This is a genomic window from Flavobacterium sp. Root420 (assembly GCF_001427905.1).
In the GTDB taxonomy this organism is placed as follows: Bacteria; Bacteroidota; Bacteroidia; order Flavobacteriales; family Flavobacteriaceae; genus Flavobacterium.
In genome coordinates this window covers 61977-82116 of sequence record NZ_LMEF01000004.1, presented here as the reverse complement: position 1 = coordinate 82116, position 20140 = coordinate 61977, and the positions used below count along the sequence as shown (strand labels likewise).

Sequence of the window (20140 nt, the reverse complement as noted above, 5' to 3'; positions counted from 1 at the left end):
AAAATAGAATGCACAATAAATTTAGGTTTGTTAGAATATATTACTTGAATGTAAAACCGACCTGACCGTTATTATAATAGATGCAAAAGATCCTAAAAAGGTTGTTTTGGACTATTAAAAAAAAATGAAATTCCTGTGCAGAGTTCATCCGTAGTTTGTTTATGGCAATATCAAATTGATTTTTTTTGGAAGTTGGCATGTAGAACTGTAAGACGTTATTTACACTTCCCGAATAAAGTTAGTCTTACGGTTTTCCACACTGTTAATTTGAACTAGTTTTATATATTTGTTTTAATCTGAAGGTAAAACGTAAACTCATTTCTATGGCAAGTAAAAGCGCTTTTAAGCCATTGTAGATTAAGGAATCCACAGAATTTCACGTTTTCCTGAGATCCAAAAAAATCTAAAAAATTCCATGCATCATACGTTAGAAGAATATAAAAAAGCGATTAAAATTAAATACGAAACAGAAAAAGAAGGAGAGTACTTTGATTACTTGTATAGCCCTTCTCGTGGAAAACTCCGTGATTTGTGCTGGCTTATTTTTGAGAATAACCCAACGCAAGACGATTTAAATGTTTTCAGAAATTTATTTTGTTTGGATTTTGATCATACTAAAAAGAATAAGTTTAAAGAACAAAAAGATAAGTTCAGGCCTATTGAAACTTTTTTTAAAGGTGAAACAGATCCGTTGAATATTGATGCAATAAATCTTGCAGCAATTATCGTCGATTTTCAACCGCGCCCTTTTAAAAAGTTTGATAAAAAATGTAGAATTGAAGAAGCAAAACAGATTGAAATTGCTGATAAAGCAAATGCAGTTGTTGAAATAGAAGAAGAAATCATAGTAGTAGAGCGTTTAGTGGAAAATGAAAATGAAGAGTCGAAAGAACATCCTGAAAAAGGAAATACTTTTTTTAATCTTGCAGCTATATTTTCTAAGAAAATAGGTCAGAAGCTATATCCAAGAAAAATAATTACGATTACAATTGGAGCGGTTGCTCTGGTGTCTTCTGCATGTTTATACTTTGTGCAGAAAAAAGATTAGAAAACAAAGTTTCTAAAGGATAGAGGGAAGCATTTCGAAAAATAAAATGCGTGAACAAGTAAAAAGAATAATTTTTTAAGAAGTAATTTAGGAGTCGAAAAAGTTTGTTTTTTGGCATATATTGACTGTTATTTATATCTTAAAGATAAGCAAAATTTACCAATAAACCTAATGAACATCAAGGAAATAACGATTTTTTTTGATTTTTTTCAAACTTTTTTTCGCTAATTTAGGCTTAGTTAATCTCTGGTCGGGAAGGAATAAAAACTGCTTTTTTTGGACAATCGACTTGAATAAAATTATTTATATTTATAAAACATTACAATAGATTTTAATCTCTGTAACTAAAAAATATCTTTTATGAAAAAGCTTTTAATACTACTAATTGTTTTATGTGTTTTCGGTTGTAAAAAATATGTTGTCTCTTTTGAACAGCCAACGAATATGAAACTTGATAATTTAAAACTGGAAGTACTTCTGGATAAAAAGAAAGTTCAGGAAATTAACTTAAAAGCAACAAATGCAATGCCTTCATATGAAACAGTAGCATTGTCAACATCAGATGGTGGAAAACATCTGCTTCAGGTTAAAGTAAAAGATACGATCTTTAGTTATGATATAAATTATCCCGAAGAAAAATATATTCTTTTGACAGCTCACTTAAAAGAGAATGGAAAGCTTCATATTGGAATTTTAAAACAGCAATATAAATTTAGATTTCATTGAGAGATTTTATTTCAACTATCAAATGACTTCACAATAATTCCTACAGGCTTTGATAGTTTTACATATCAGTTTTAATAAATTGAAATAATGGTATTTGCAATAATGTTTTTTAATAAGAAAAAAAATCCTTGAATGAAACATTTAAAAATAACATCATAAATATAAATAAGTTAGTAGCAACGCAGTTCTCAAAAATATAGAAATAATTAAAAACTTACTTATGTTTAAAAATTTAATTGAAGATTATGAAGACTTTGGAGATGCTTTAATCACCGAAATTCATTATAAGTCAAACTTTAATTATCAGGATGTTGCTAAAAGCGGTAATCACGAAGTAGATATATTAATAAGTTGTTTTAATAGAAATAGAGATTACGAAAGAGATTTGATAAAGATTACTTGTATAGGTATAAAAAGCATAAAAATTCAAAAATCAGAAAGGATGATCTTCGGTGCGTTGATGAAAGAGGAAGAGGGAATAATTACTCTCGATTTTTTTCCTATTGTTGATACTGTAACTGACAAGGGTGAATATGTTTTAAGGGAGAATATTGAATCTGAGTGTATTGTTAAATGTAATGAAGTAATTTATAAAGTGCTGGAATAAAAGCGAGCTGCTACCAGCTACTATAACGGATTTGGATGATTGGCTTAATTGAAAAGTTGGTTTTGTATTTGGCATGATTTGCTTCGCCTGTTTGCTATCGCTCGGGTGGCAAATCCGAAAATAGCGATTAATTTAGTTCCAAACTCAATATTACCGGGAAGTTAGCGGTCGTTTTAGCAAGCAACTTCTCTGATTTTAATGTTTATTATTAGTAACTAAAATTATGGACAAAGAAACATCTAAAGACGCTCTATTTATCGAGACCATAATTCATACTTCGGTTGAAAAAGTGTGGGAAGCATGGACCGAACCTACTGTCATAATGAAGTGGTTTGGATCTGATCCCAAGGGGAAAGTATTAAGTGCGAAACTAGATGTTAGGTCAGGCGGTAGTTTTGAAGTAGTATTTAAAGATGCTGACCAGACCGAGCATACTTGTCATGGCATTTATACCGAGATTGAAAAATTAAGTAAGCTAACATTTACCTGGCATTGGAAAAGCGAACCCGGCGTAGAATCTTTTATTGTTTTGTTGCTAACTGAAGAGGGCAAATCAACGAAAATGCAGTTTGAACATAGGGATTTTGGAAACGGTTCAAAACATGACTATGTAAAAGGTTGGCAAAGTACTTTTTTAAAACTTAAGCAACTATTAGAGGATAATCCTTAAAAGTATAGAGGGAAAAGAATAACGAACCGCTAACAGTTGCTACAAGGGATTTAGACGTTAAGTTTAATAGGAAAAAAAATAAAAATGAACAGGAACTTTCAAACATCCCCAATATTGATTTCTGAAAGGTTGACACTTCGGAAGCTTTCAAAAAATGATTCCGCAGAAATATTGCAATTACGCTCGGACACAGAAATAAATAAATTCCTTGACCGAAAGCCAAGCAAAACAGTAGAAGATGCCTTAAATTTCATTAATAGTATAATTGAAAATGAAAGCGAGGAACTTTTTTATTGGGCTATTACAAAGACTGGCGAGGATAAATTAATTGGTACAATTTGTCTATTTGACTTCTTAGGTGATTTAAAGAAATGTGAAATTGGATATGAGCTTCTTACTGAATATCACGGTCAGGGAATTATGATCGAAGCTGCAAAGAAGGTTATAGAATACGCAATTAAAATACTCGAACTAAAAACGATAGATGCACTAACACATAAAGAGAATCAAACCTCAACTAAACTTCTTCAAAAATTAAATTTTAAGAAATTAGAAGATATAGTCGAAGATAATCCAAATCTTATTCTATTTAGATTGACAATATAAAGTTATTAAAGCCCGAACAGCGAACAATTACTACTGCGGACTTGAGCAATTAGCTTAATGGAAAGTTAGTTTTGTATTTGAGATGATTTGTCAAATCTGAATAATGGGCTTAATTTAGTTCAAAACCCGCTGTAGTACCAAAACGTTGGCGTATTTTAGCCAATCATTCACTAAATAAGAAACAATGAAAAAAATTCTACTTTTACTTTTATTACTTTCAACTAAAACCTTTTGTCAGACTTCTAAAAACGAAAGTAAACTCAATCAAGCCGAAACTGAAGCTTTTATTTTGAAAGAAACGAAAGAAGGTGGAAAATTAGATTTTTTTACCCCGATAAAAGGTAAAGAATATAATGGCTTCCAAATTAAACCTGGTATTTATGCTTCAAATATTGAAATTGCATTGTATAAATGGGGAAAAACAAACTATGAGCTTGGAATTGAAAAACTCGATGATGTCCTTGAAATTTTCGTAAAATATAAAGGCAGAGAATTGAATGGAAAAGAAAAGTCATTAATTAAAATGGGATTTGATAGAGAATTAGAAAAGTAAACTATCACCAACAGTTACTAACTAAAATGTATTTGGGAAATTGGCTTAAAGGGAAAATGTATTTGGGATGATTTGGCAAATCCGTATAATGAGATTAATTTAATACCAAACCCGCTATAGTACCCAGAAAGTTACCAGCTATTTTATAAAAATCTTATATGAATGAAAATTGGTTATTTATAAAAACTCCAGACCATTATGGAAAAACTGAGATAATTCAGTTTGATGATAATGTCATTGATTATTTTAACGTTGAGAAAAGTGAAATTTCTTTAAAAATAGTAAACGAAAACAGAAACGAAAAACTAAGCGAAACGGAATATAAATTTATAAATCAAAATCGAATCAGATTTTTTAGAAATGGAAAAATTCATAAAGTTTTCAGCGATGAAAAGACTATAACTGAAGATTGTATATTTGAAGATGACTATGAAAAACTAAACGCTACTGAAACTGAATTGACAGAAAATGAAATTCAGAATTTAAAGTTTGAGTTCAATTGGAATGGAGAAAAAATGAATGTCAGCTTTAATCAAGTTTTGGACTCGCCAGTTATGCAGGAAATAAACAAACGTTTGAATAAAGAGGGAAGTAGAATTGTCTTAGGAAAACTAAATGAAACGCTATTTCTTTTACTTTACACAGACAATTATCTTGACAAACTAATTCCAATAAAATATGTAGACAGACAAAAGATTATTTTATATGGTTTCCCTAAAGAACCTTATGAAATTAATTGTCCAATAATAGGATAAAAAAAACAGCAGGTAACAGCTACTACAACGTATTTAGGCAATCGGCTTTAAAAGCGACAGCAATAAATAGCTCCTAAAAACCCCTATAAATTAAGATCATTATTAATTTCTGCTTCTTCAGATTCTTTAGTAAAATTTAATTCTTCTTCGATTTTTTTGCGGTCTTTTTTATTTTGTCTGATTAGAAAATAAACTAATAAAAAGACACCAATTACTATTGCTGAAATGATAAGCCAATTGATTTCCATAATGATGGTATTTAAGTTCTAAATCTTATTTATTTTGGGGATAAGAATTCACCAAACCATAAACCGGATTGTTTTATAGTTCTTTTTTGTGTTTCAAAATCAACGTGAATTAATCCGAATCGGGCGTTGTAACCTTCGGCCCATTCAAAGTTATCAGTAAGGCTCCAGACAAAATAACCATCGACATTCAGGCCTTCTTCTTTGGCTTTCAGAATTTGTTCTAAATGATCCTGAATGAAATGTGTACGTTTGATATCGTAAACTTTTCCGTTGGTAACTGTGTCAGGAAAAGCGGCACCATTCTCTGTAATTATAATTTTTCGGATGCCTTCGTAACTATTAAATCTTTTTAAGATATGATACAGGGCAGGAGGATAGACTTCCCAACCCATGTCGGTGGCGATGACATTTCTTTTTTCGGCGCTGATTAATTCGGCACCAATATAGGGAGTTAATAACGAAGCTTTCACCACTTCGCGCGTGTAACATTGCAATCCGATGAAATCAAAATCAAATGCCAGATTGTTAAGGTCATCTTCTTTGATATAATTATTCAGTTTTTTAAGAACCGACAAATCTTGCTGTGGATAACCCAATCCTAAAAGCGGTTCTATAAAAGTTCGGTTTAGTAAAGTATCAACCCGTTTTGCCGCTTCAATATCTTTTTGGCTTTGAGAAAAAGGCTCAATATGGGTGCAGGAGAAAGTGGTTCCGATATTAGCATCAGAAACAGTATTACGAAGGATTTTTGCACCAGCAACCGTAGCCAATGTTACATGATGCATGGCTTTTAGATAATTGGTAATTCCTTTTTTTCCAGGAGCATGAATTCCAAGGAAATAACCCGCTCCTGTAAAAACAGAAGGTTCGTTGATGACCATCCAGTTTTTGACACGATCACCAAAATGTTTCGCACAAACTTCAACATATTCTGAAAACCAGGAAACCGATTCACGATTGGTCCATCCGCCTTTGACTTCGAGCGCATGCGGCAAATCCCAATGGTAAAGTGTTACCCAAGGTTCGATACCTTGTTCGAGCAATGAATCAATGATTTTGTTGTAGTAATCTATTCCGGCCTGATTTACAGGATGAATTCCGGTTGGCATAATCCTGGGCCAACTGATTGAAAACCTGAAATTAGGAATATTTAATTGGCTTATAAGATCAATATCGTTTTGGTACGAATTATAAAAATCGCAAGCCGTTAGGGCATGATGGCCGTTTTTGACTCTTCCTTTTTGAGACGTAAAAACATCCCAGATCGAAGAACCTTTTCCGTCTGCATCATGAGCTCCTTCAATTTGGAAAGCAGCGGTAGAAACACCCCACAAGAAATCGTCTCCAAATTGGTTTTTGTGCAAAAATGAGTTCTCAACTTTATTCATTCAGTAGTACTTTCCTTTTAAATGTTGATTTATTAATGAAGGAAAGTAGAATACATAGCTCTTAGAAAAAGCCATTCTTTGAATGAAACCAAAAAATTTAGATTAAAGAATTTCATGACATTTAGTTTTATTCAAATTAATAAAACTAATGTGAATTGAGTGTAATGCTAAGATTATTAAAACGTTAAGAGAATTAAATAGGGACTAAAAAAGATATCAGTCTTCCCAACCGCAGAGTGTTAATCCGTAGCCTTGCGCCTGCGAAAGCGATACTTTGGTCAAAACGTGACGGCACGCGGTGAGTCCACGACAGTTTTCGTTATAATGGTATTTTTTTGCACCCGTTGGACCGCAGATATACACTTTGGTCTCAACAGGGTGAAAAGAGGTCAGGAAAATAAATAAAAAGAGTAGGCTATATTTCATTTGGGGAGCTTTATTTATTTGACAATTAATTGATATTCATTTCCTTTTTTATCAGTTGCTTTTAATTTTCCAAAAGCGATCCACTCGGTATTAATTTCAAGATCTGCAATGGAATCATTTTTCAATATTCCGGCACCATATTTTCCTGAAACATTTATGTTTCCGAAAACAGAATCATTAGTGCAGTTTATTCCTTTTACATCATAATTATATTCATAATGTCCAGAATTCCCTGTTCTGTATTTGTATTGATAAATATTGTCTACATGGTAAGTTTTGGCTTCTTCTGGTGTAATAGTTTTGCGGTCGTCAGCAGTAATCACCTCCTTATAAAATGTGTTTATTTTTTGAGGAGGTGGTGCAGCTGCTTTTTCGCAGGAAACTATTGCTAATAGGAAAAATGTGAGTAAGTAGTTTTTTAGCATAGGCGTTGTGTAAAGTTATTTTATGCCTGATAAAAGTAATTGGAACTGGTAATTTATAAATGCGTAGTTATACGGGATTATTTACTCTGCTTTCGTTAATATAAAATCCTCGATAATTTTTTCCATATTACAAGGCAGGTCAGCATTTTTAATCTCAAAATGTTTTATGTTCATTTCTGTAAACCATTTAGTCCAGTAGGCTTTAATTACTTTTTCTTCGTATGGATTGATTTTACTCGGATTTATTCCTAAAACTAAAACCTCAAGATTTGATAAATCAGTATTTATTTTAATGAATCCAAAATCCTGATCTTTTATTTTCTGTTCCCAGTCCTGAGTATTCAAACCATTCTTTCGGATTAGTTCCGGAGTAATGAACGTTGTGCGATTTTTTTCTTTTATCACAGTGCTTTCATAAAACATATAACCGTCAGTTAGTATGATAAGAATGTTTCTGTATTTATTTTCAATACATTGATCTTTTACTTTATTATCAAAAAAACTCCAGATGTCAGAACCAATATATTTATTGTCCTTTAATGCCGATTCATATATTTTGGATGTCTTCGTTGCATAACTAGCATTGATAGAATTTAATAAATCTTTTGAAGCATTATTTTTATCAATAGTGATTCTCAAATTCCTGGCTATTGTGTTAATCTCCGGATCAAGAGGTTCAGGATTAAAAAACAGTTGCATTCTATCGTCAATTTGTCTGATCCTTTTTGATTTTAGATGTTGTGTAAATGCTTCAGAAACCGATTTTATATAGCCCAAATCCCTTTGATAATATTGCATTGTTGGGTTAGGGTTTTTATCAATACTAATTCTGTCTGATAAATCTAAAAGTAAGCTGATATTATAATTTTCTATTACAGACGTTTTAGTCGGGATTTCCTTTTCTTCTTTATCTGAATCTTGCTTACATGAAAAAACAGAAACTAATAATGCTGTCATCACGATTGTTTTGGAAATGTTTTTCATAATACTAGTTTTTAGAATATACTAAATGTTGAAAGTCAGGGTCGACTAAATTCAGTTTTCCAAGATGCTCTTCAGACAAGTTTTCGCAACCTTCCAACAGTTCTACTTTTTCTTTGTGCGGTAAAGCTATTTCAGTATTAATGGCCTGAAACCAGCCTTCTTTATACTGATGATGGTAATGAAGATATTCTTTTACTGGAAAAACAAAGCCATCAATTTTAGATTGCAATTCTGAATTTTTTCCGTTGAGTGTTATAACTTGTTGTTTAAAATCATTGATTTTTGCAATAATATCAACTTTCAATTTATCTAAATCGATTTGTTTTTCTTTTTTACCTCTGATAAAAGCCCTGATTTTATCAATGTTTTCAAATTCTTTCATTACAAAATCGAAAACAAGTCCCCAAATAATATAAACTACAAATCCTGCGAATATAATCATCCAAAATTCAGCTTCACCTAATGCAATATTTAAGTTGTAAGGAGAAGAATCTGTTGTTTTGTTAAACTCATATATCTTTTTTTCAATTTGATAAGCCAAAAGAGCATCAAATAAAAATGTTGTTATAAATAGGCCAATCATTCTAAAGATGTTTTTAATACCTTTTTCTTTTTGGACCATATGAATTACATAGCCTAATCCCATAAATACAAACGGAATCGTAATTACCAAAACGCCTTCGAGCCAGCTTGCTTTAAAAGAATTTGTCAAGGCATTTGCATCAAAAATGGCAGCTGTTAAACTATCATTGGCAAACTCTTTGAAAAAAGCAGAATAAGATGCTGAAATATAAAATACTAGTAAATAAAGTGTTATCGGTAATAATAGAAATAACCCGATATAGAATTGGGCTTTTAAGCCTTTACCATCTTCGATTCCGTATTTATCAGGATTTCGTTTTACTTCGATAATATCGCTCTTTATTTGATCAATTTCATCATTAATATCCTGTTCTTTCTTTTCAAAAATTCCTATTGCGGCTTCAGATTTTTTAAGCTCAGTTCTGTTTTTTTCCTGTTCTTCTCGGTAAGGCTGTTTTAACCTGTCCTGTTCTAATTTTTGTTTTCGGCATTGATCTTCAAAACTCATATAGAGATTTTGCAGACATGCTTTTAAAACAATAGGTTTTCCGGTTGCTTTTACTGAAGCTGCAAATCCGCTTTGATAATAGGTTATTCTTATTTGTTCTCTGTCTTCTTCATTGTCATCAAAAGTTTTGACAGAAGAATCGTCAGCTTTTTTTATACTGAATAGTTGTGTAAGTGATTTCATAACTTAAGAATTTAATTGACTAATAATTTCTTCCTTCTGTATATTTTTCTGAACACAATCAATGAGGTAGGAAGAAAGTTCATTAATGTTTTCATCCAAAAAATTAAATTTCCTGCAATATTTTTTGAGCATATTTAATTCGTCATCAGTAATTTTTTCGTCGGCCCAAATGATTCTTGTAAAATCATATAAATATTCAATACGGGTATTCAAATCTTCAGGAACAATAAACTCCGTATTAATTGGATTTAGGAAAAGTTTATCCAATTCTTCTCTCGGAATTCCTCTTTCGTCGGCAAAATGATACATCATTTGCAATTCTAATACATCAAATCGATCATCTGATAATGCCATTTGATATAATCTTAGAAAATGACTTTTTAGTTCTAGTGTTATCATTGTTTGATTTTTTTATTTTAAATTTTCGCATGCTGTTCCATCGCCATCAGAATCTAAGTTTTTATAACAGGTTTTATTGCTGTTATAGGCAGATTGTGCTGCAGATTGAGATGAAAAATCACTGCAAGTTTTGGTTGGACAATTTGAACTTGGAGTATTGCTTGTTACATCTGATGTCTCTGAAGATTCCGAACAAGAAATTACAGAGCCTATTAATACTGATAGCAAAAAAATAAGTATGCATCCGCTATTTTTCTTCGTATAAGATCTTGATCGTGTATTAGCGAAATGTCCTTGAACATAAGTTCCGTCTTTTTTATAATATCCTTTTCTATATCCCATGATTATAAATGTTTTAGTGTGAAAATTAAAAATGTTATGATTCCTGTAAATGCAAATAATACGATACAGCCGCTATTTTGGTATCTCATTCCTGATATACCTATTTTTACAGAATAACCGTTTTTGCTAAATGTTCCCATTTTTGTTCTTAAGCTTGGAGAAATTCCGGATTTACTAATATTTAATCCGAGTCCTCCTCCAAGTCTGATTCTTTTTTGAAATCGAAAGCCCATGATTTTTAGCTTGTATGGCAATCCTCACAACAAGTTTTGCAGCCATTCGATTGTGAATAGGTTTTCTTTGCTTCTGTTACTGCAGGTTTACAGTTTGAAAATTCTCCTAAGGATTTTCTATTTGCTGCAATTGGCAAATATTTGCAATCATCTGTATGAACTTCATGATCTCCATTTGATTGCGCGTTTTTGTTTACATAATAATTTTTCATGATTTTGATTTTAATTGATTAATCTTTCAGCAATTTCTTCCCTCTCAATTATTATTTGAGAAGGAAGAATCATTAGTATTTTGTTATCTATTGGATTTTTGAAAATTTGAAAGTTTCCTCTGCAATTTTGATATCGAAAACGAAGAGCTTTCAATCCACTGATGAACCCTTCTTTTTGAGTTACTTCAAATACATAATTGGAACAGGATTTTTTAAAAATGCATTTTTTTCTTTTAGCTGAGGGAATGCAATTCCAATACATTTTAATAGCAAAGAGTATTAGATGTTTCATCTTTTTTGAAAAACAACCATTTGTCTAGTTGTTGTATAACCAGGTTTAGCTCCCAGGCCAAAACAACCAGTTTCTGGATGAACAAATGTTGATACGCCTTCTAAACGAACATATTCCCAACCTTGATTAGTAAAATGTTTTATCATACTTTCAAGTTGTTCGGCAACATGTTCAGAAGTTCCTTTAATTGGATCAATTGTGGCGACAAATGGTACTACTTTATATTCCATGATTTTTTTGGTTTAAATGAATGTTTAAATTAATTTATAATTCAAACTTAAACCTATTTGAAATCAGTATTTTACGGAAATCCATAATCGTGAAATTTAGTTTTCAGAAATAAAAAAAGCCCCCGAAGGAGCTTTGAAAATTATATAGGAATGAGATCTAAATAATCCCCATATCTTTAGTAATAGAAACTAAATGAACCGTATTATTAGCTTTAAAAAAGTCTTTTAATTTAGAAAGTCTTTTTTCCATAGCACTTTTACTCTTGGGTTTTATGCCGGAGTCTTTTAGAATTTGTATAATATCATCTTGCGGAGTTCCAAGTGATAAATGCTTCAAAATCAAAATATCAATATCATCTATTTCGTAGTTGTTTTTATCTTGTAAAGCAGAAGCAATTTCTGGCGAAATAAAGGTTTGATCAGAGGTTGAAATAATATGGATCGCTTTTTTAAGTTCTTCGATACTATTTCTGCCTTTTAAAACATAACCATCGATTTCCGGGTTTTCAAAAAGAGATCTTATACGATAACTTTTATCTTCGACAGAATAAGCTATGATTTTGATATTGGGTTGCAGTTCACGAACTTGTTGTATTAAGTCGTCACCGCTGGCAATTGTTGAATTGCGAGAATCTGCCTTGAATGACAAATCACTAATCAATAAATCATATGGCTCATTGTCCTGAATGGCTCTTCGTATTTTTAGAAAAGCATCATCACAATATTTTGAATGTTGAAAATCTACAATACCAAGATCTTTTAAAACTTGTTCAATTCCTAAATTAATACTATCGAAATCTTCGGCTATAATTACTTTTTTAAACATATGGCTTTTATTTAGGCAGCGTTATTTTTACTTTAAAACCTTTGTTTGGTTCAGTGTCAAAAATAATAGATCCTTTTATAGCCAGAATACGGTTTTCCATATTTTGGAGGCCATTTTTGTTAATTTTATTTTTTATACTGCCTTGACCATCATCTACGTAGTCAATAATTATCATTTTTTGATTGCTGTCAAATTTCACCACTACTCTCGATGCAGCGCTATGTTTTTTCATATTCACCATTAATTCCTGCAAAACCCTATAAACAGCAATCTTTTTTATGTCATCAATTGCGTCCCAATTTATTTTTTCAATACTATTAATAATCACATTTGTTGTGTTGCTATTATAAGTAGAAAGCATTTCTTTTAAATTGGCTGAGAAATTTTCTCCGGTATCAATATCATTGTTTTCCTTCGAAATTCCACGAACGCGGGTATAAATATGATCCAGTTTTTGAATTAAAGTTTCTTTCGTGTTTTCGTTTGTTAAAGGTTGCGTTTGGGTAAAAGTGATAGCATGAAAAACGTCATTTGCCAATTCATCGTGAATATCTTTAGCAATTCTGGTTTCGGTATCGTATGCTGTTTTAATTTTTCCGATTCGATTTCTGTTGTCTAAGTGTTTTTTCAAGTACGCCCCCAAAAATAAAAGTATAATGAAAGTGGCAATAAATATGATTTTTTCTTTTTCCGCATCTTTAAGAGCCAATAAGTTCTCCGCTTTTTCCAAGCGAAGTTTTTGATTCTCATCTTTCTCTTTTTTCGAATCATATTTAATCTTGGCAAATTTGTTCTTGAAGTTGTTTCTGATTTTGATAATACTGTCATTCAAAAAAACATATTTTTGAGCATATGTTGTATTGCGAATAGAATTGTTTGTCATTAAAAATGATAAAGCTTCTAATCGTTCATCAATACTATTGAGTTTTGTAGCATTTTGATAAGCCAATTGAGCATACTGATTTGATTTTTTAGTATCGGTTTTTGAATAGTATTCGGCTAAATGTAAACAACTTTCGATACTTCCGTAAACATCCTCAGTTTGATTTCTAAGATTAAGACTTTCTAGCATTAACGCGAGTCCTTTTTCATTCATTCCTTTTTTAAAATAAGCGAAACCAAGATTATCTAAAATTCTAAGTTTTCTTTTTGTTGGTGGTTTAGCAAGTGATGAATTTTTATTTAGGAGTGATTCTAAGATTTTTATTGCCTTGTCATATTTTTTCTGCTGAATATAAACGACTGCAATATTATTTAAAGGAGCTTGTTTCGATGATTCGTCTTTTACACCTTTTAGTGCTTCACTGTAATAGTAAATTGCATCGTCATAAATAGAAAGTTCCTTATCAGCAATCCCAAAAAAATTGTTTACAGCTGCAAGATAATTTTTGTCTTTTCGGATATAAGGCAAAGCTTCTGTCAATGTTTCTTTGCTTCCATAATAATCCCCATTCATTTGCTGAATATATGCCATCTGGATGAGGTTAAAAGAGATATTACTACTGTCTTTTAATTTCTCAAAAGCTATTTTTGATTTATTAAAATTATAAAAGGAAGTATTAAAATTACTTTTTTGGAAATGAGCTATTGCTTTTTCCTGTAAAAGAGAGGCTTCTTTTTTATTTGGATTTACAGTAGTGCTTATAGGAGTTTTGTCCTTACAAGAAATAAGGAAGAAAAAGATAAGCAAACAAAAAATCGGGGATCGTAACATTTAATTTACTTTCCCCGAAATTACTTATTTATTATGTACTAAAGATTTTTAATTAGTCTTTTTTTGGTGGCTGAATAATGATTGGATCATCTCCAGGACCATCAGCATAGGATGGAGTTGCAGGACTAATTTCTTTTTTTACTTCAGTTGCAGACTTGTTATCTGATGTTTCTTCATCATTTGTACAAGATACGAATGCCCCACTGGCAACTAAACACGCTAATATATAAACTTTTTTCATCTTACTTCGTTGTTAAAAATTGGACGTAGATCAGCCTGTTCGATAATGAAATCGAATTTTTTTGTGCTGATTTTCAAACCGCACCCTGCGGAATGTTTTTGAATTTTTGTTTGGGAAGTGAAGTATGTAGAACAGTAAGATTTTATTTATACTTCCCGGATAAACTCCGTCTTACGGTTTTCCATACTTTTTAAGTGAACTAGTTTTGTACATTTGTTTTGACCTGCAGACCAAAACGTTAACTAATTTTGTTAAGGCAAATTTATGTGGAGTTTAGGGCTGTATTGATCAGAAAGTCAGGAAAGTCTAATGTATTTTTTTAAAGTCGGGATAAGTTCTAGGAAGTCAAAAGAAGTCCTAAAAAGTAGAATAAAGTACTTTAGAAAAAGTTTTAAAAAGTTCAAATGCCTATGTCAAACTTTACTTTTGAAGATTACAGAAAAGCTATTAAAGCCAAATATGAAAAAGAAATTGAAGGGGATTATTCAAATAATTTGAGTTCGCCAACTGCTGCAAACCTTAGAAATTTATGCATCAAAAGATTTACATCAAACACTAATAAAGAGGACTTACTTACTTTTGAATCTTTTTTTGATTTTCCATTTGATAGGGATAAAAAGAATTTGTTTGGAGATGATGAGCTGAATAAATTAGAAGCAGTTAAGAGATTTTTTTTAGGTAAGACAGAGAGGCCAACCGAAGATACTATTCAATTGGCCGCAATACTTGTGGACCTTCAACCAAGACCTTTTAATAAATTTAGGAAACAAATAGATGAAGAAGATTTAGAATTGATAAATGAGTTGAGAGTTAATGATAATTCTGGTAAAGATGTTTCTTCTGATATTTGGAGTGACAAAGTAGAAATCGAAAACCCAAACGATTCAAAAAAAGATTTTGTTCTGGAAGAATCCGAACCGCTTGACAATCAGAAAACTGAATTAGCATCAATGCCAATATCGACTTTTAGTACTAAAGGCAAGGAATCAATATTAAAAAAAATAAAATACTTAGCAATTACAGTTGTTTTAATTGGATTAGGTTTAATTATTTATTTTGCCCTATCACAAAAACAATGCATGCAATGGTCCAATGATCATTTTGAAATGGTAGATTGTGATCAAAATACCGAAGGATTTGTAATGTCGGGAAAAATAGAACGATTTGATGAAAGTAAGTTTGGACTTAAAAAAATAAAAGTCTGCGATACGACAACCTGCTTTATAAATGGAGAAGCAATTGTTTGGTATGCAAAAACAAGTAGTGATAAAGCAGATTTCTTTAATACACACGGAAGACATCCTGAAAATGATAAGCCGTTAAGGCCAGTAACGGATTATATCATAAACAAATACGGAGAAAAAAGTGTCCCCAAAAAATAAAAAAACCGCCAAAAATCATTTGTGATTTTGGCGGTTTCTATACTCTTTACTCTTTGCTCTTTCTTCTATTCTCTAAAAAAAAATCAATTATTAGCAGTCTTAAAACCAGTATCCTGCGGAAAAAGTAAACTATTCAACTGAACATCTCTTTCATAAACATCGGGAAAAAATCCAATTTCACCATCTTTGTTAACCCAGGCGGTAAAATAACCAATATAAATTGGTACTTTTTTCTTTAGCATGCAAGGCGTTTCTTTTACGCCACTCATAGCTTCATTTATTTTGTCAACCGGCCAGTCCGGATAATCCCTTAGCATTGCAATAGCCAGTTCTTTTGCTTTTTCGACATTGATGCAACCGTGGCTGAAAATACGTTTCTCAAAACCAAACAAACTTTTAGAAGGGGAGTCGTGCATATAGATATCATTCGGATTCGGAAACATAAATTTCACTAAGCCTAAGGCATTATTAGGTCCGGGTTTTTGCCGTACTTTTCCTCCATTCCATTCCATATTATGATCGGCCAGATAGTTTTTCTCTTCTGCCATTTTCAATTTTAATTCATTTTTAATGATGCTGCTCGGCACATACCAATACGGACTAAAAACAATACGATCTATTTGACCGCTAAAAATAACAGTTTGGGTTAAGGGTGTTCCTATGAAAACATTGGAGACAATATCATAATTCCCGTTTCTAACATAATATAATCGAAATGACGGAATATTAACCATAACATATTCGCTTTGGTTTTCCAGGGTTGGTGGAATCCATCGGCAGCGCTCCATGTTTAACATCAGCGTTTTGATACGATCACTTATAGGTTCATTCATTTGATTGATATGATCTTTGGTGATAATATAGTTTGGAGTCAGCACATATCTAGCTTTGTACTTCATGATGGCATCCATCAGTTCCCGATCATAAAAGTTGCTTTTAGAATCATTCGCTAAGTCACCAATAACAAACAATCGTGTTCTGATTTGTGCAATTGTTTTTGAGGTGTCATCTGGCCTTAAATCTTTAAAAGGCGTATCCATTTCAATTGTAGTCCAGGTATTGTTCTTTTCGATTTCACGATATTTTTTAAGAACTTCCTGAAGTTTATAATATTGACTAAAAAGCACATGATTATTTTGATCTAACAAATTCGGATTACTGGAAATAGAATCTAATAAAGTCTCATACGATATTTTTTTCTTTGGCAAATACCATTCAAGTTTATTCTGTGCAGCTGCATCCATTCCCTGATACACATGTTTCGCATAAAGGATGTACATAGAGCTCAATAAAAGTTCGGTGTCTGATTCTGACACTTTATCAGTTGAATCTTCATCAAAAACCTCATCGATTTTATTTTTATAGGGAATTTTAATCTGAACGCCTTCTTCATAAGTTGAATTTAACTTATGATACATTAAATGCCCAAATTCGTTTATGTCATTCCCACTGTACCAAATGGCTTTATACGATCTGTCTTTATAAAGGGCTGAAACATCGTTTTGATAGTCTTTTAATTGGGAATATTTTTTAAAAAAGGCCAACAAGGTGGCATTGTCAATAGTTGGCGCGGCATAGTTATCAAAAGAAATATTGGGAATAAAAAAAACTGCTTTCTTATTCCCGGAAAGACGATTCTCTTTCGAATACCCGAAGGAAGAAACAATAAAGCAAGAAATTAAAAAGATTGTCAGAGTAAAATTTTTCATTTTTTTTCAGTTTACATTACTACTATTTACCAAATGGTCAATGCAGGTTGAGGTAATTAAAAAAATGATTTGGGGAAATCGTTTTGAATGCCAATTTGTACAATCAAATTTAGAAAAAAAATGGTATTATTCTTTCATTTATTCCCGATTTAAAACTGATTTTTTTAGTTAATTTTTTATTGAATCACAAGACTTTTAGTCAAAATAGTACTGCTTGATTTATTAGGTTCATCCGGCTGATGACCGCCAATGGCAATTTTAATCTCGCCATTGTATTCCTGATAAACACCTTCAGCAGTAACATGAGATAAATCTTCCGGAGAAAGTGTAAAAGATATGATTTTGCTTTCTCCTGCTTTAAGACTGATGCGCTCAAATCCTTTTAGGGTTTTAAGAGGCGCCTTTATAGCTGTATTTTGATTGATGACATACAATTGCGCTACTTCTTCTCCGGCCATTTTGCCCGTATTGGTGATGCGTACAGAAACTGAAATGTTTTTTCCTTTAGCAATTTTCGATGGCATTTTTAGCTCATCATATTTGAAGGTAGTATAACTCAAACCGTATCCAAAACTGTAAAGTGGAGTTCCTTTAAAATAACGATAGGTTCTGTTATCCATTTTATAATCTACAAATTCAGGTAAGTCCAAGTCGCCTTTGTAAAACGTAATTGGCAATCTTCCACCCGGATTATAATCTCCAAAAAGAATATCCGCCACGGCTGTTCCGGCTGCCTGTCCGCCATACCACGCATTTACAATAGCAGAAACATTTTGAGCTTCCCACGGAATAGCGATTGCGCTTCCGGTCATCATGACGAAAATAACTGGTTTCCCTGTCTTTTGAAGTGCTTTCATCAATTCAGTTTGTACCGCTGGCAATAAAATCGAAGTACGGTCTCCACCTTTAAAACCCGGAAAATTTACTTTCATTTCTTCACCTTCTAATTGAGGTGAAATTCCGCCGACGAAAATAAATGCATCTACATCTTTTAAGCGATTGACAAGCGCTGTAAAATCGGTTTTTTTATAATTTCCGGCATTCAGGGCAACGTTACCTTTTCCTTCTCCCTGCCAATATTCCACTACCAAATTATAAGCAGTTCCTTTTGTTGTTTTCAGTTCAAAAGTTTGTCCGCCCCATCTGTTTTTTGACCAGGCATTTAGTTCTTCTTTTCCATTTACAAGAAAACGGTAGCCGTCGTCTGCAGCCAGTTCAAAAGTAATGCTTCCATCTTCAGCTGCCGTAAAGTTGGTCGTATATCGCGCCGAAAAATTATTGGCTTTGATGTTTTGAACAACCGCCTGGCCTTCCTGCCAAAAATGATTCAATTCCGTTTCTATCCTTGTAACTTCAGGTTTTCCTGCAAGATCCTTGTTATTGAAATATTCCGCTTTAAAGCCTTGTTTACCTTCAAAAGCATATTGGTTTTTAACATCAGCATACACTAATAAGGTATCGTTTGTAAAATTGATGGCTTTCTCATAAATCACTTCAGTGTTGGCGCCTAATTTATCTTTAATGCCTTGTAACACAGTTGATAGTTTGGAAGGTGTTCCGTTGTAATTCCCTAAAATAGAAATCGAATTATCTGCATTTGGACCCAGAACTGCTATCTTTTTTATTTTTTTACTCAGAGGCAACGTATTGTTTTCATTTTTAAGCAAAACCATCGATTGATGGGCCATTTTTAAAGCATGTTCCTGATGTGGGGCACTTTCTAATACAGAAGCTGGCGTCTGGGCATATTTTACCATTTCGACAGGATCAAACATTCCTAATCGGAAACGAATCATGAAAAGTCGTTTTACCGAAATATCAATTTGTGATTCCGGTATTTTTCCGGTTTTTACTGCTTGTACCAAAGCTTTGTAAGCGTCTGTTCCGCAGTCAATATCCGTTCCATGGAAAACTGCATCTGCAGAAGCAGACGCCGCATCCAGATGTGTTTTATGATTTTTGAAGAAATCGTCAATCGCCCAACAATCTGAAGTTACATAACCATCAAATTTCCATTGCTTGCGCAAAATATCCGTCATCAAAATATCGCTGGCACAACAAGGCTGTGTTCTGAAAGCATTGTACGCACACATTACACCGGCAACCTTAGATTCGGTTACCAATTTTTTAAATGCTGGTAAATAGGTATCCCAAAGTTCATAAGGCGTTACATCAACATCAAAAGTATGGCGTAAAGGTTCAGGACCGCTGTGAACGGCATAATGCTTCGCACAGGCTGCGGCTTTTAGATATTTTGGATCATCTCCTTGTAATCCTTTAACAAAGAAATCGCCTAAAGTAGCAGTCAAAAACGGGTCTTCGCCATAGGTTTCCTGTCCGCGTCCCCAACGAGGATCACGAAAAATATTGATATTGGGTGTCCAGTACGTAAGGCCAAGATAACGTTCATTGGTTCGGCCTAACTCAACCGCTTTATTGTAAATCGCTCTTCCTTCCAAAGCGGAATAATCGGCCATTTTAAAAAGCGAATTTTTATCAAAAGTGGCTGCCATGGCAATAGCCTGCGGATATACAGTGGTTTTAAAAGGAGTTCTTGCAACACCATGAAGTGTTTCATTCCACCAGTCGTAAGCCGGAATGTCTAATCTCACAATTGCCGGGGATGAATTCAGCATTTGCGAAACTTTTTCTTCCAAAGTCAAACGGTTTACAAGATCGTTTACTCTGGTTTCAAAGCTTAAAGTTGTATTTTGAAAAGGAAATTTCTCTTTTTTATCCTGTGCACTAGCATAGATTGAAAGAAAAGAAAATAGTATGATTTGATAAAGAGTGATTGATTTTTTCATAGGATATTTTTTTTAAACCATTTTTATTTAATTTTTAAAGTATT

Annotated in this window: 24 protein-coding genes; 8 read left to right on the top strand and 16 right to left on the bottom strand. The window is 32.5% G+C overall.

Annotation, left to right across the window (positions count from 1 at the left end):
• The first annotated feature begins 415 nt into the window (after nucleotides 1-415).
• From ASC72_RS05235 to ASC72_RS05205, 7 genes are all read left to right on the top strand, one after another.
• On the top strand, nucleotides 416-1048 hold the full coding sequence (locus tag ASC72_RS05235; RefSeq protein WP_056187889.1) for a hypothetical protein: 633 nt from the start codon (nucleotides 416-418) through the stop codon (nucleotides 1046-1048).
• Between the two features lie 360 nt (nucleotides 1049-1408).
• On the top strand, nucleotides 1409-1774 hold the full coding sequence (locus tag ASC72_RS05230) for a hypothetical protein (protein ID WP_056187886.1): 366 nt from the start codon (nucleotides 1409-1411) through the stop codon (nucleotides 1772-1774).
• 220 nt (nucleotides 1775-1994) lie between these two features.
• Nucleotides 1995-2381, top strand: coding sequence for a hypothetical protein (locus ASC72_RS05225; protein ID WP_056187882.1), 387 nt, complete (start codon nucleotides 1995-1997; stop codon nucleotides 2379-2381).
• A 223-nt stretch (nucleotides 2382-2604) separates the two neighbouring features.
• Nucleotides 2605-3051 (top strand): SRPBCC domain-containing protein, encoded by a 447-nt coding sequence (locus tag ASC72_RS05220; RefSeq protein ID WP_056187879.1) that lies wholly within the window; start codon nucleotides 2605-2607, stop codon nucleotides 3049-3051.
• Between the two features lie 84 nt (nucleotides 3052-3135).
• Entirely contained in the window at nucleotides 3136-3657 is a 522-nt protein-coding gene (locus ASC72_RS05215; protein WP_056187876.1) for a GNAT family N-acetyltransferase, read from the top strand.
• Between the two features lie 184 nt (nucleotides 3658-3841).
• Nucleotides 3842-4210, top strand: a complete 369-nt coding sequence (locus ASC72_RS05210) for a hypothetical protein (protein ID WP_056187873.1) — start codon at nucleotides 3842-3844, stop codon at nucleotides 4208-4210.
• Between the two features lie 158 nt (nucleotides 4211-4368).
• Nucleotides 4369-4965 (top strand): hypothetical protein, encoded by a 597-nt coding sequence (locus ASC72_RS05205; protein WP_056187869.1) that lies wholly within the window; start codon nucleotides 4369-4371, stop codon nucleotides 4963-4965.
• A gap of 83 nt (nucleotides 4966-5048) precedes the next feature.
• On the opposite strand, the gene ASC72_RS24045 is transcribed toward ASC72_RS05205, so the two are convergent.
• The 14 genes from ASC72_RS24045 to ASC72_RS05140 all read right to left on the bottom strand — a co-directional run bounded on the left by ASC72_RS24045 (nucleotide 5049) and on the right by ASC72_RS05140 (nucleotide 14198).
• The gene (locus tag ASC72_RS24045; protein ID WP_157849263.1) at nucleotides 5049-5213 is read right to left on the bottom strand and encodes a hypothetical protein; all 165 of its coding nucleotides are present in this window, start codon (nucleotides 5211-5213) and stop codon (nucleotides 5049-5051) included.
• A gap of 29 nt (nucleotides 5214-5242) precedes the next feature.
• Complete coding sequence (locus ASC72_RS05200; RefSeq protein WP_056187866.1) at nucleotides 5243-6601, bottom strand: GH1 family beta-glucosidase; 1359 nt, start codon at nucleotides 6599-6601, stop codon at nucleotides 5243-5245.
• Nucleotides 6602-7041: 440 nt separating this feature from the next.
• Nucleotides 7042-7452: a hypothetical protein gene (locus tag ASC72_RS05195; protein WP_056187863.1), complete on the bottom strand. Its 411-nt coding sequence runs from the start codon at nucleotides 7450-7452 to the stop codon at nucleotides 7042-7044.
• Between the two features lie 81 nt (nucleotides 7453-7533).
• The gene (locus ASC72_RS05190) at nucleotides 7534-8436 is read right to left on the bottom strand and encodes a hypothetical protein (protein ID WP_056187860.1); all 903 of its coding nucleotides are present in this window, start codon (nucleotides 8434-8436) and stop codon (nucleotides 7534-7536) included.
• A 4-nt stretch (nucleotides 8437-8440) separates the two neighbouring features.
• Nucleotides 8441-9709 carry a hypothetical protein gene (locus ASC72_RS05185; protein ID WP_056187857.1) on the bottom strand — a complete coding sequence of 423 codons (1269 nt, stop codon included), beginning with the start codon at nucleotides 9707-9709 and terminating at the stop codon, nucleotides 8441-8443.
• 3 nt (nucleotides 9710-9712) lie between these two features.
• Nucleotides 9713-10108 carry a hypothetical protein gene (locus ASC72_RS05180; RefSeq protein ID WP_056187854.1) on the bottom strand — a complete coding sequence of 132 codons (396 nt, stop codon included), beginning with the start codon at nucleotides 10106-10108 and terminating at the stop codon, nucleotides 9713-9715.
• Nucleotides 10109-10120: 12 nt separating this feature from the next.
• Nucleotides 10121-10450, bottom strand: coding sequence for an excalibur calcium-binding domain-containing protein (locus tag ASC72_RS05175; protein ID WP_082564238.1), 330 nt, complete (start codon nucleotides 10448-10450; stop codon nucleotides 10121-10123).
• A gap of 2 nt (nucleotides 10451-10452) precedes the next feature.
• Nucleotides 10453-10683: a DUF4236 domain-containing protein gene (locus ASC72_RS05170; protein WP_056187851.1), complete on the bottom strand. Its 231-nt coding sequence runs from the start codon at nucleotides 10681-10683 to the stop codon at nucleotides 10453-10455.
• Between the two features lie 5 nt (nucleotides 10684-10688).
• Nucleotides 10689-10895, bottom strand: coding sequence for a hypothetical protein (locus tag ASC72_RS05165; RefSeq protein ID WP_056187848.1), 207 nt, complete (start codon nucleotides 10893-10895; stop codon nucleotides 10689-10691).
• A 10-nt stretch (nucleotides 10896-10905) separates the two neighbouring features.
• Nucleotides 10906-11187, bottom strand: coding sequence for a membrane protein insertion efficiency factor YidD (gene yidD / locus ASC72_RS05160; protein ID WP_056187845.1), 282 nt, complete (start codon nucleotides 11185-11187; stop codon nucleotides 10906-10908).
• Complete coding sequence (locus ASC72_RS05155; protein ID WP_056187843.1) at nucleotides 11184-11417, bottom strand: hypothetical protein; 234 nt, start codon at nucleotides 11415-11417, stop codon at nucleotides 11184-11186. Before ASC72_RS05155 ends, yidD begins: the two co-directional genes overlap by 4 nt.
• A 157-nt stretch (nucleotides 11418-11574) precedes the next feature.
• The gene (locus tag ASC72_RS05150) at nucleotides 11575-12243 is read right to left on the bottom strand and encodes a response regulator transcription factor (RefSeq protein WP_056187840.1); all 669 of its coding nucleotides are present in this window, start codon (nucleotides 12241-12243) and stop codon (nucleotides 11575-11577) included.
• A 7-nt stretch (nucleotides 12244-12250) separates the two neighbouring features.
• A complete protein-coding gene (locus ASC72_RS05145) occupies nucleotides 12251-13717 on the bottom strand; it encodes an ATP-binding protein (RefSeq protein WP_371258432.1) in 1467 nt (488 codons plus the stop codon).
• A gap of 292 nt (nucleotides 13718-14009) precedes the next feature.
• Nucleotides 14010-14198, bottom strand: a complete 189-nt coding sequence (locus tag ASC72_RS05140) for a hypothetical protein (RefSeq protein ID WP_056187835.1) — start codon at nucleotides 14196-14198, stop codon at nucleotides 14010-14012.
• A gap of 410 nt (nucleotides 14199-14608) precedes the next feature.
• On the opposite strand from ASC72_RS05140, the gene ASC72_RS05135 reads away from it, so the two are divergent.
• Nucleotides 14609-15580 carry a hypothetical protein gene (locus ASC72_RS05135; protein WP_056187832.1) on the top strand — a complete coding sequence of 324 codons (972 nt, stop codon included), beginning with the start codon at nucleotides 14609-14611 and terminating at the stop codon, nucleotides 15578-15580.
• 83 nt (nucleotides 15581-15663) lie between these two features.
• Here the strand turns inward: ASC72_RS05135 and ASC72_RS05130 are convergent, their stop codons facing one another.
• A complete protein-coding gene (locus tag ASC72_RS05130; RefSeq protein WP_056187829.1) occupies nucleotides 15664-17289 on the bottom strand; it encodes a murein L,D-transpeptidase in 1626 nt (541 codons plus the stop codon).
• Nucleotides 17290-17465: 176 nt separating this feature from the next.
• Nucleotides 17466-20096: a glycoside hydrolase family 3 C-terminal domain-containing protein gene (locus ASC72_RS05125; protein WP_056187827.1), complete on the bottom strand. Its 2631-nt coding sequence runs from the start codon at nucleotides 20094-20096 to the stop codon at nucleotides 17466-17468.
• Nucleotides 20097-20140: the final 44 nt, after the last annotated feature.

What these genes read in the sequence shown, in the direction of transcription:
- ASC72_RS05170 (WP_056187851.1), bottom strand. Translation starts at nt 10,683, where the DNA reads ATGGGCTTTCGATTTCAAAAAAGAATCAGACTTGGAGGAGGACTCGGA.
- ASC72_RS05235 (WP_056187889.1), top strand. Translation starts at nt 416, where the DNA reads ATGCATCATACGTTAGAAGAATATAAAAAAGCGATTAAAATTAAATAC.
- ASC72_RS05210 (WP_056187873.1), top strand. Translation starts at nt 3,842, where the DNA reads ATGAAAAAAATTCTACTTTTACTTTTATTACTTTCAACTAAAACCTTT.
- ASC72_RS05190 (WP_056187860.1), bottom strand. Translation starts at nt 8,436, where the DNA reads ATGAAAAACATTTCCAAAACAATCGTGATGACAGCATTATTAGTTTCT.
- ASC72_RS05225 (WP_056187882.1), top strand. Translation starts at nt 1,995, where the DNA reads ATGTTTAAAAATTTAATTGAAGATTATGAAGACTTTGGAGATGCTTTA.
- ASC72_RS05175 (WP_082564238.1), bottom strand. Translation starts at nt 10,450, where the DNA reads ATGGGATATAGAAAAGGATATTATAAAAAAGACGGAACTTATGTTCAA.
- yidD (WP_056187845.1), bottom strand. Translation starts at nt 11,187, where the DNA reads ATGAAACATCTAATACTCTTTGCTATTAAAATGTATTGGAATTGCATT.
- ASC72_RS05195 (WP_056187863.1), bottom strand. Translation starts at nt 7,452, where the DNA reads ATGCTAAAAAACTACTTACTCACATTTTTCCTATTAGCAATAGTTTCC.
- ASC72_RS05125 (WP_056187827.1), bottom strand. Translation starts at nt 20,096, where the DNA reads ATGAAAAAATCAATCACTCTTTATCAAATCATACTATTTTCTTTTCTT.
- ASC72_RS05180 (WP_056187854.1), bottom strand. Translation starts at nt 10,108, where the DNA reads ATGATAACACTAGAACTAAAAAGTCATTTTCTAAGATTATATCAAATG.
- ASC72_RS05140 (WP_056187835.1), bottom strand. Translation starts at nt 14,198, where the DNA reads ATGAAAAAAGTTTATATATTAGCGTGTTTAGTTGCCAGTGGGGCATTC.
- ASC72_RS05185 (WP_056187857.1), bottom strand. Translation starts at nt 9,709, where the DNA reads ATGAAATCACTTACACAACTATTCAGTATAAAAAAAGCTGACGATTCT.
- ASC72_RS05145 (WP_371258432.1), bottom strand. Translation starts at nt 13,717, where the DNA reads ATGGCATATATTCAGCAAATGAATGGGGATTATTATGGAAGCAAAGAA.
- ASC72_RS05155 (WP_056187843.1), bottom strand. Translation starts at nt 11,417, where the DNA reads ATGGAATATAAAGTAGTACCATTTGTCGCCACAATTGATCCAATTAAA.
- ASC72_RS05230 (WP_056187886.1), top strand. Translation starts at nt 1,409, where the DNA reads ATGAAAAAGCTTTTAATACTACTAATTGTTTTATGTGTTTTCGGTTGT.
- ASC72_RS05130 (WP_056187829.1), bottom strand. Translation starts at nt 17,289, where the DNA reads ATGAAAAATTTTACTCTGACAATCTTTTTAATTTCTTGCTTTATTGTT.
- ASC72_RS24045 (WP_157849263.1), bottom strand. Translation starts at nt 5,213, where the DNA reads ATGGAAATCAATTGGCTTATCATTTCAGCAATAGTAATTGGTGTCTTT.
- ASC72_RS05200 (WP_056187866.1), bottom strand. Translation starts at nt 6,601, where the DNA reads ATGAATAAAGTTGAGAACTCATTTTTGCACAAAAACCAATTTGGAGAC.
- ASC72_RS05135 (WP_056187832.1), top strand. Translation starts at nt 14,609, where the DNA reads ATGTCAAACTTTACTTTTGAAGATTACAGAAAAGCTATTAAAGCCAAA.
- ASC72_RS05205 (WP_056187869.1), top strand. Translation starts at nt 4,369, where the DNA reads ATGAATGAAAATTGGTTATTTATAAAAACTCCAGACCATTATGGAAAA.
- ASC72_RS05150 (WP_056187840.1), bottom strand. Translation starts at nt 12,243, where the DNA reads ATGTTTAAAAAAGTAATTATAGCCGAAGATTTCGATAGTATTAATTTA.
- ASC72_RS05215 (WP_056187876.1), top strand. Translation starts at nt 3,136, where the DNA reads ATGAACAGGAACTTTCAAACATCCCCAATATTGATTTCTGAAAGGTTG.
- ASC72_RS05165 (WP_056187848.1), bottom strand. Translation starts at nt 10,895, where the DNA reads ATGAAAAATTATTATGTAAACAAAAACGCGCAATCAAATGGAGATCAT.
- ASC72_RS05220 (WP_056187879.1), top strand. Translation starts at nt 2,605, where the DNA reads ATGGACAAAGAAACATCTAAAGACGCTCTATTTATCGAGACCATAATT.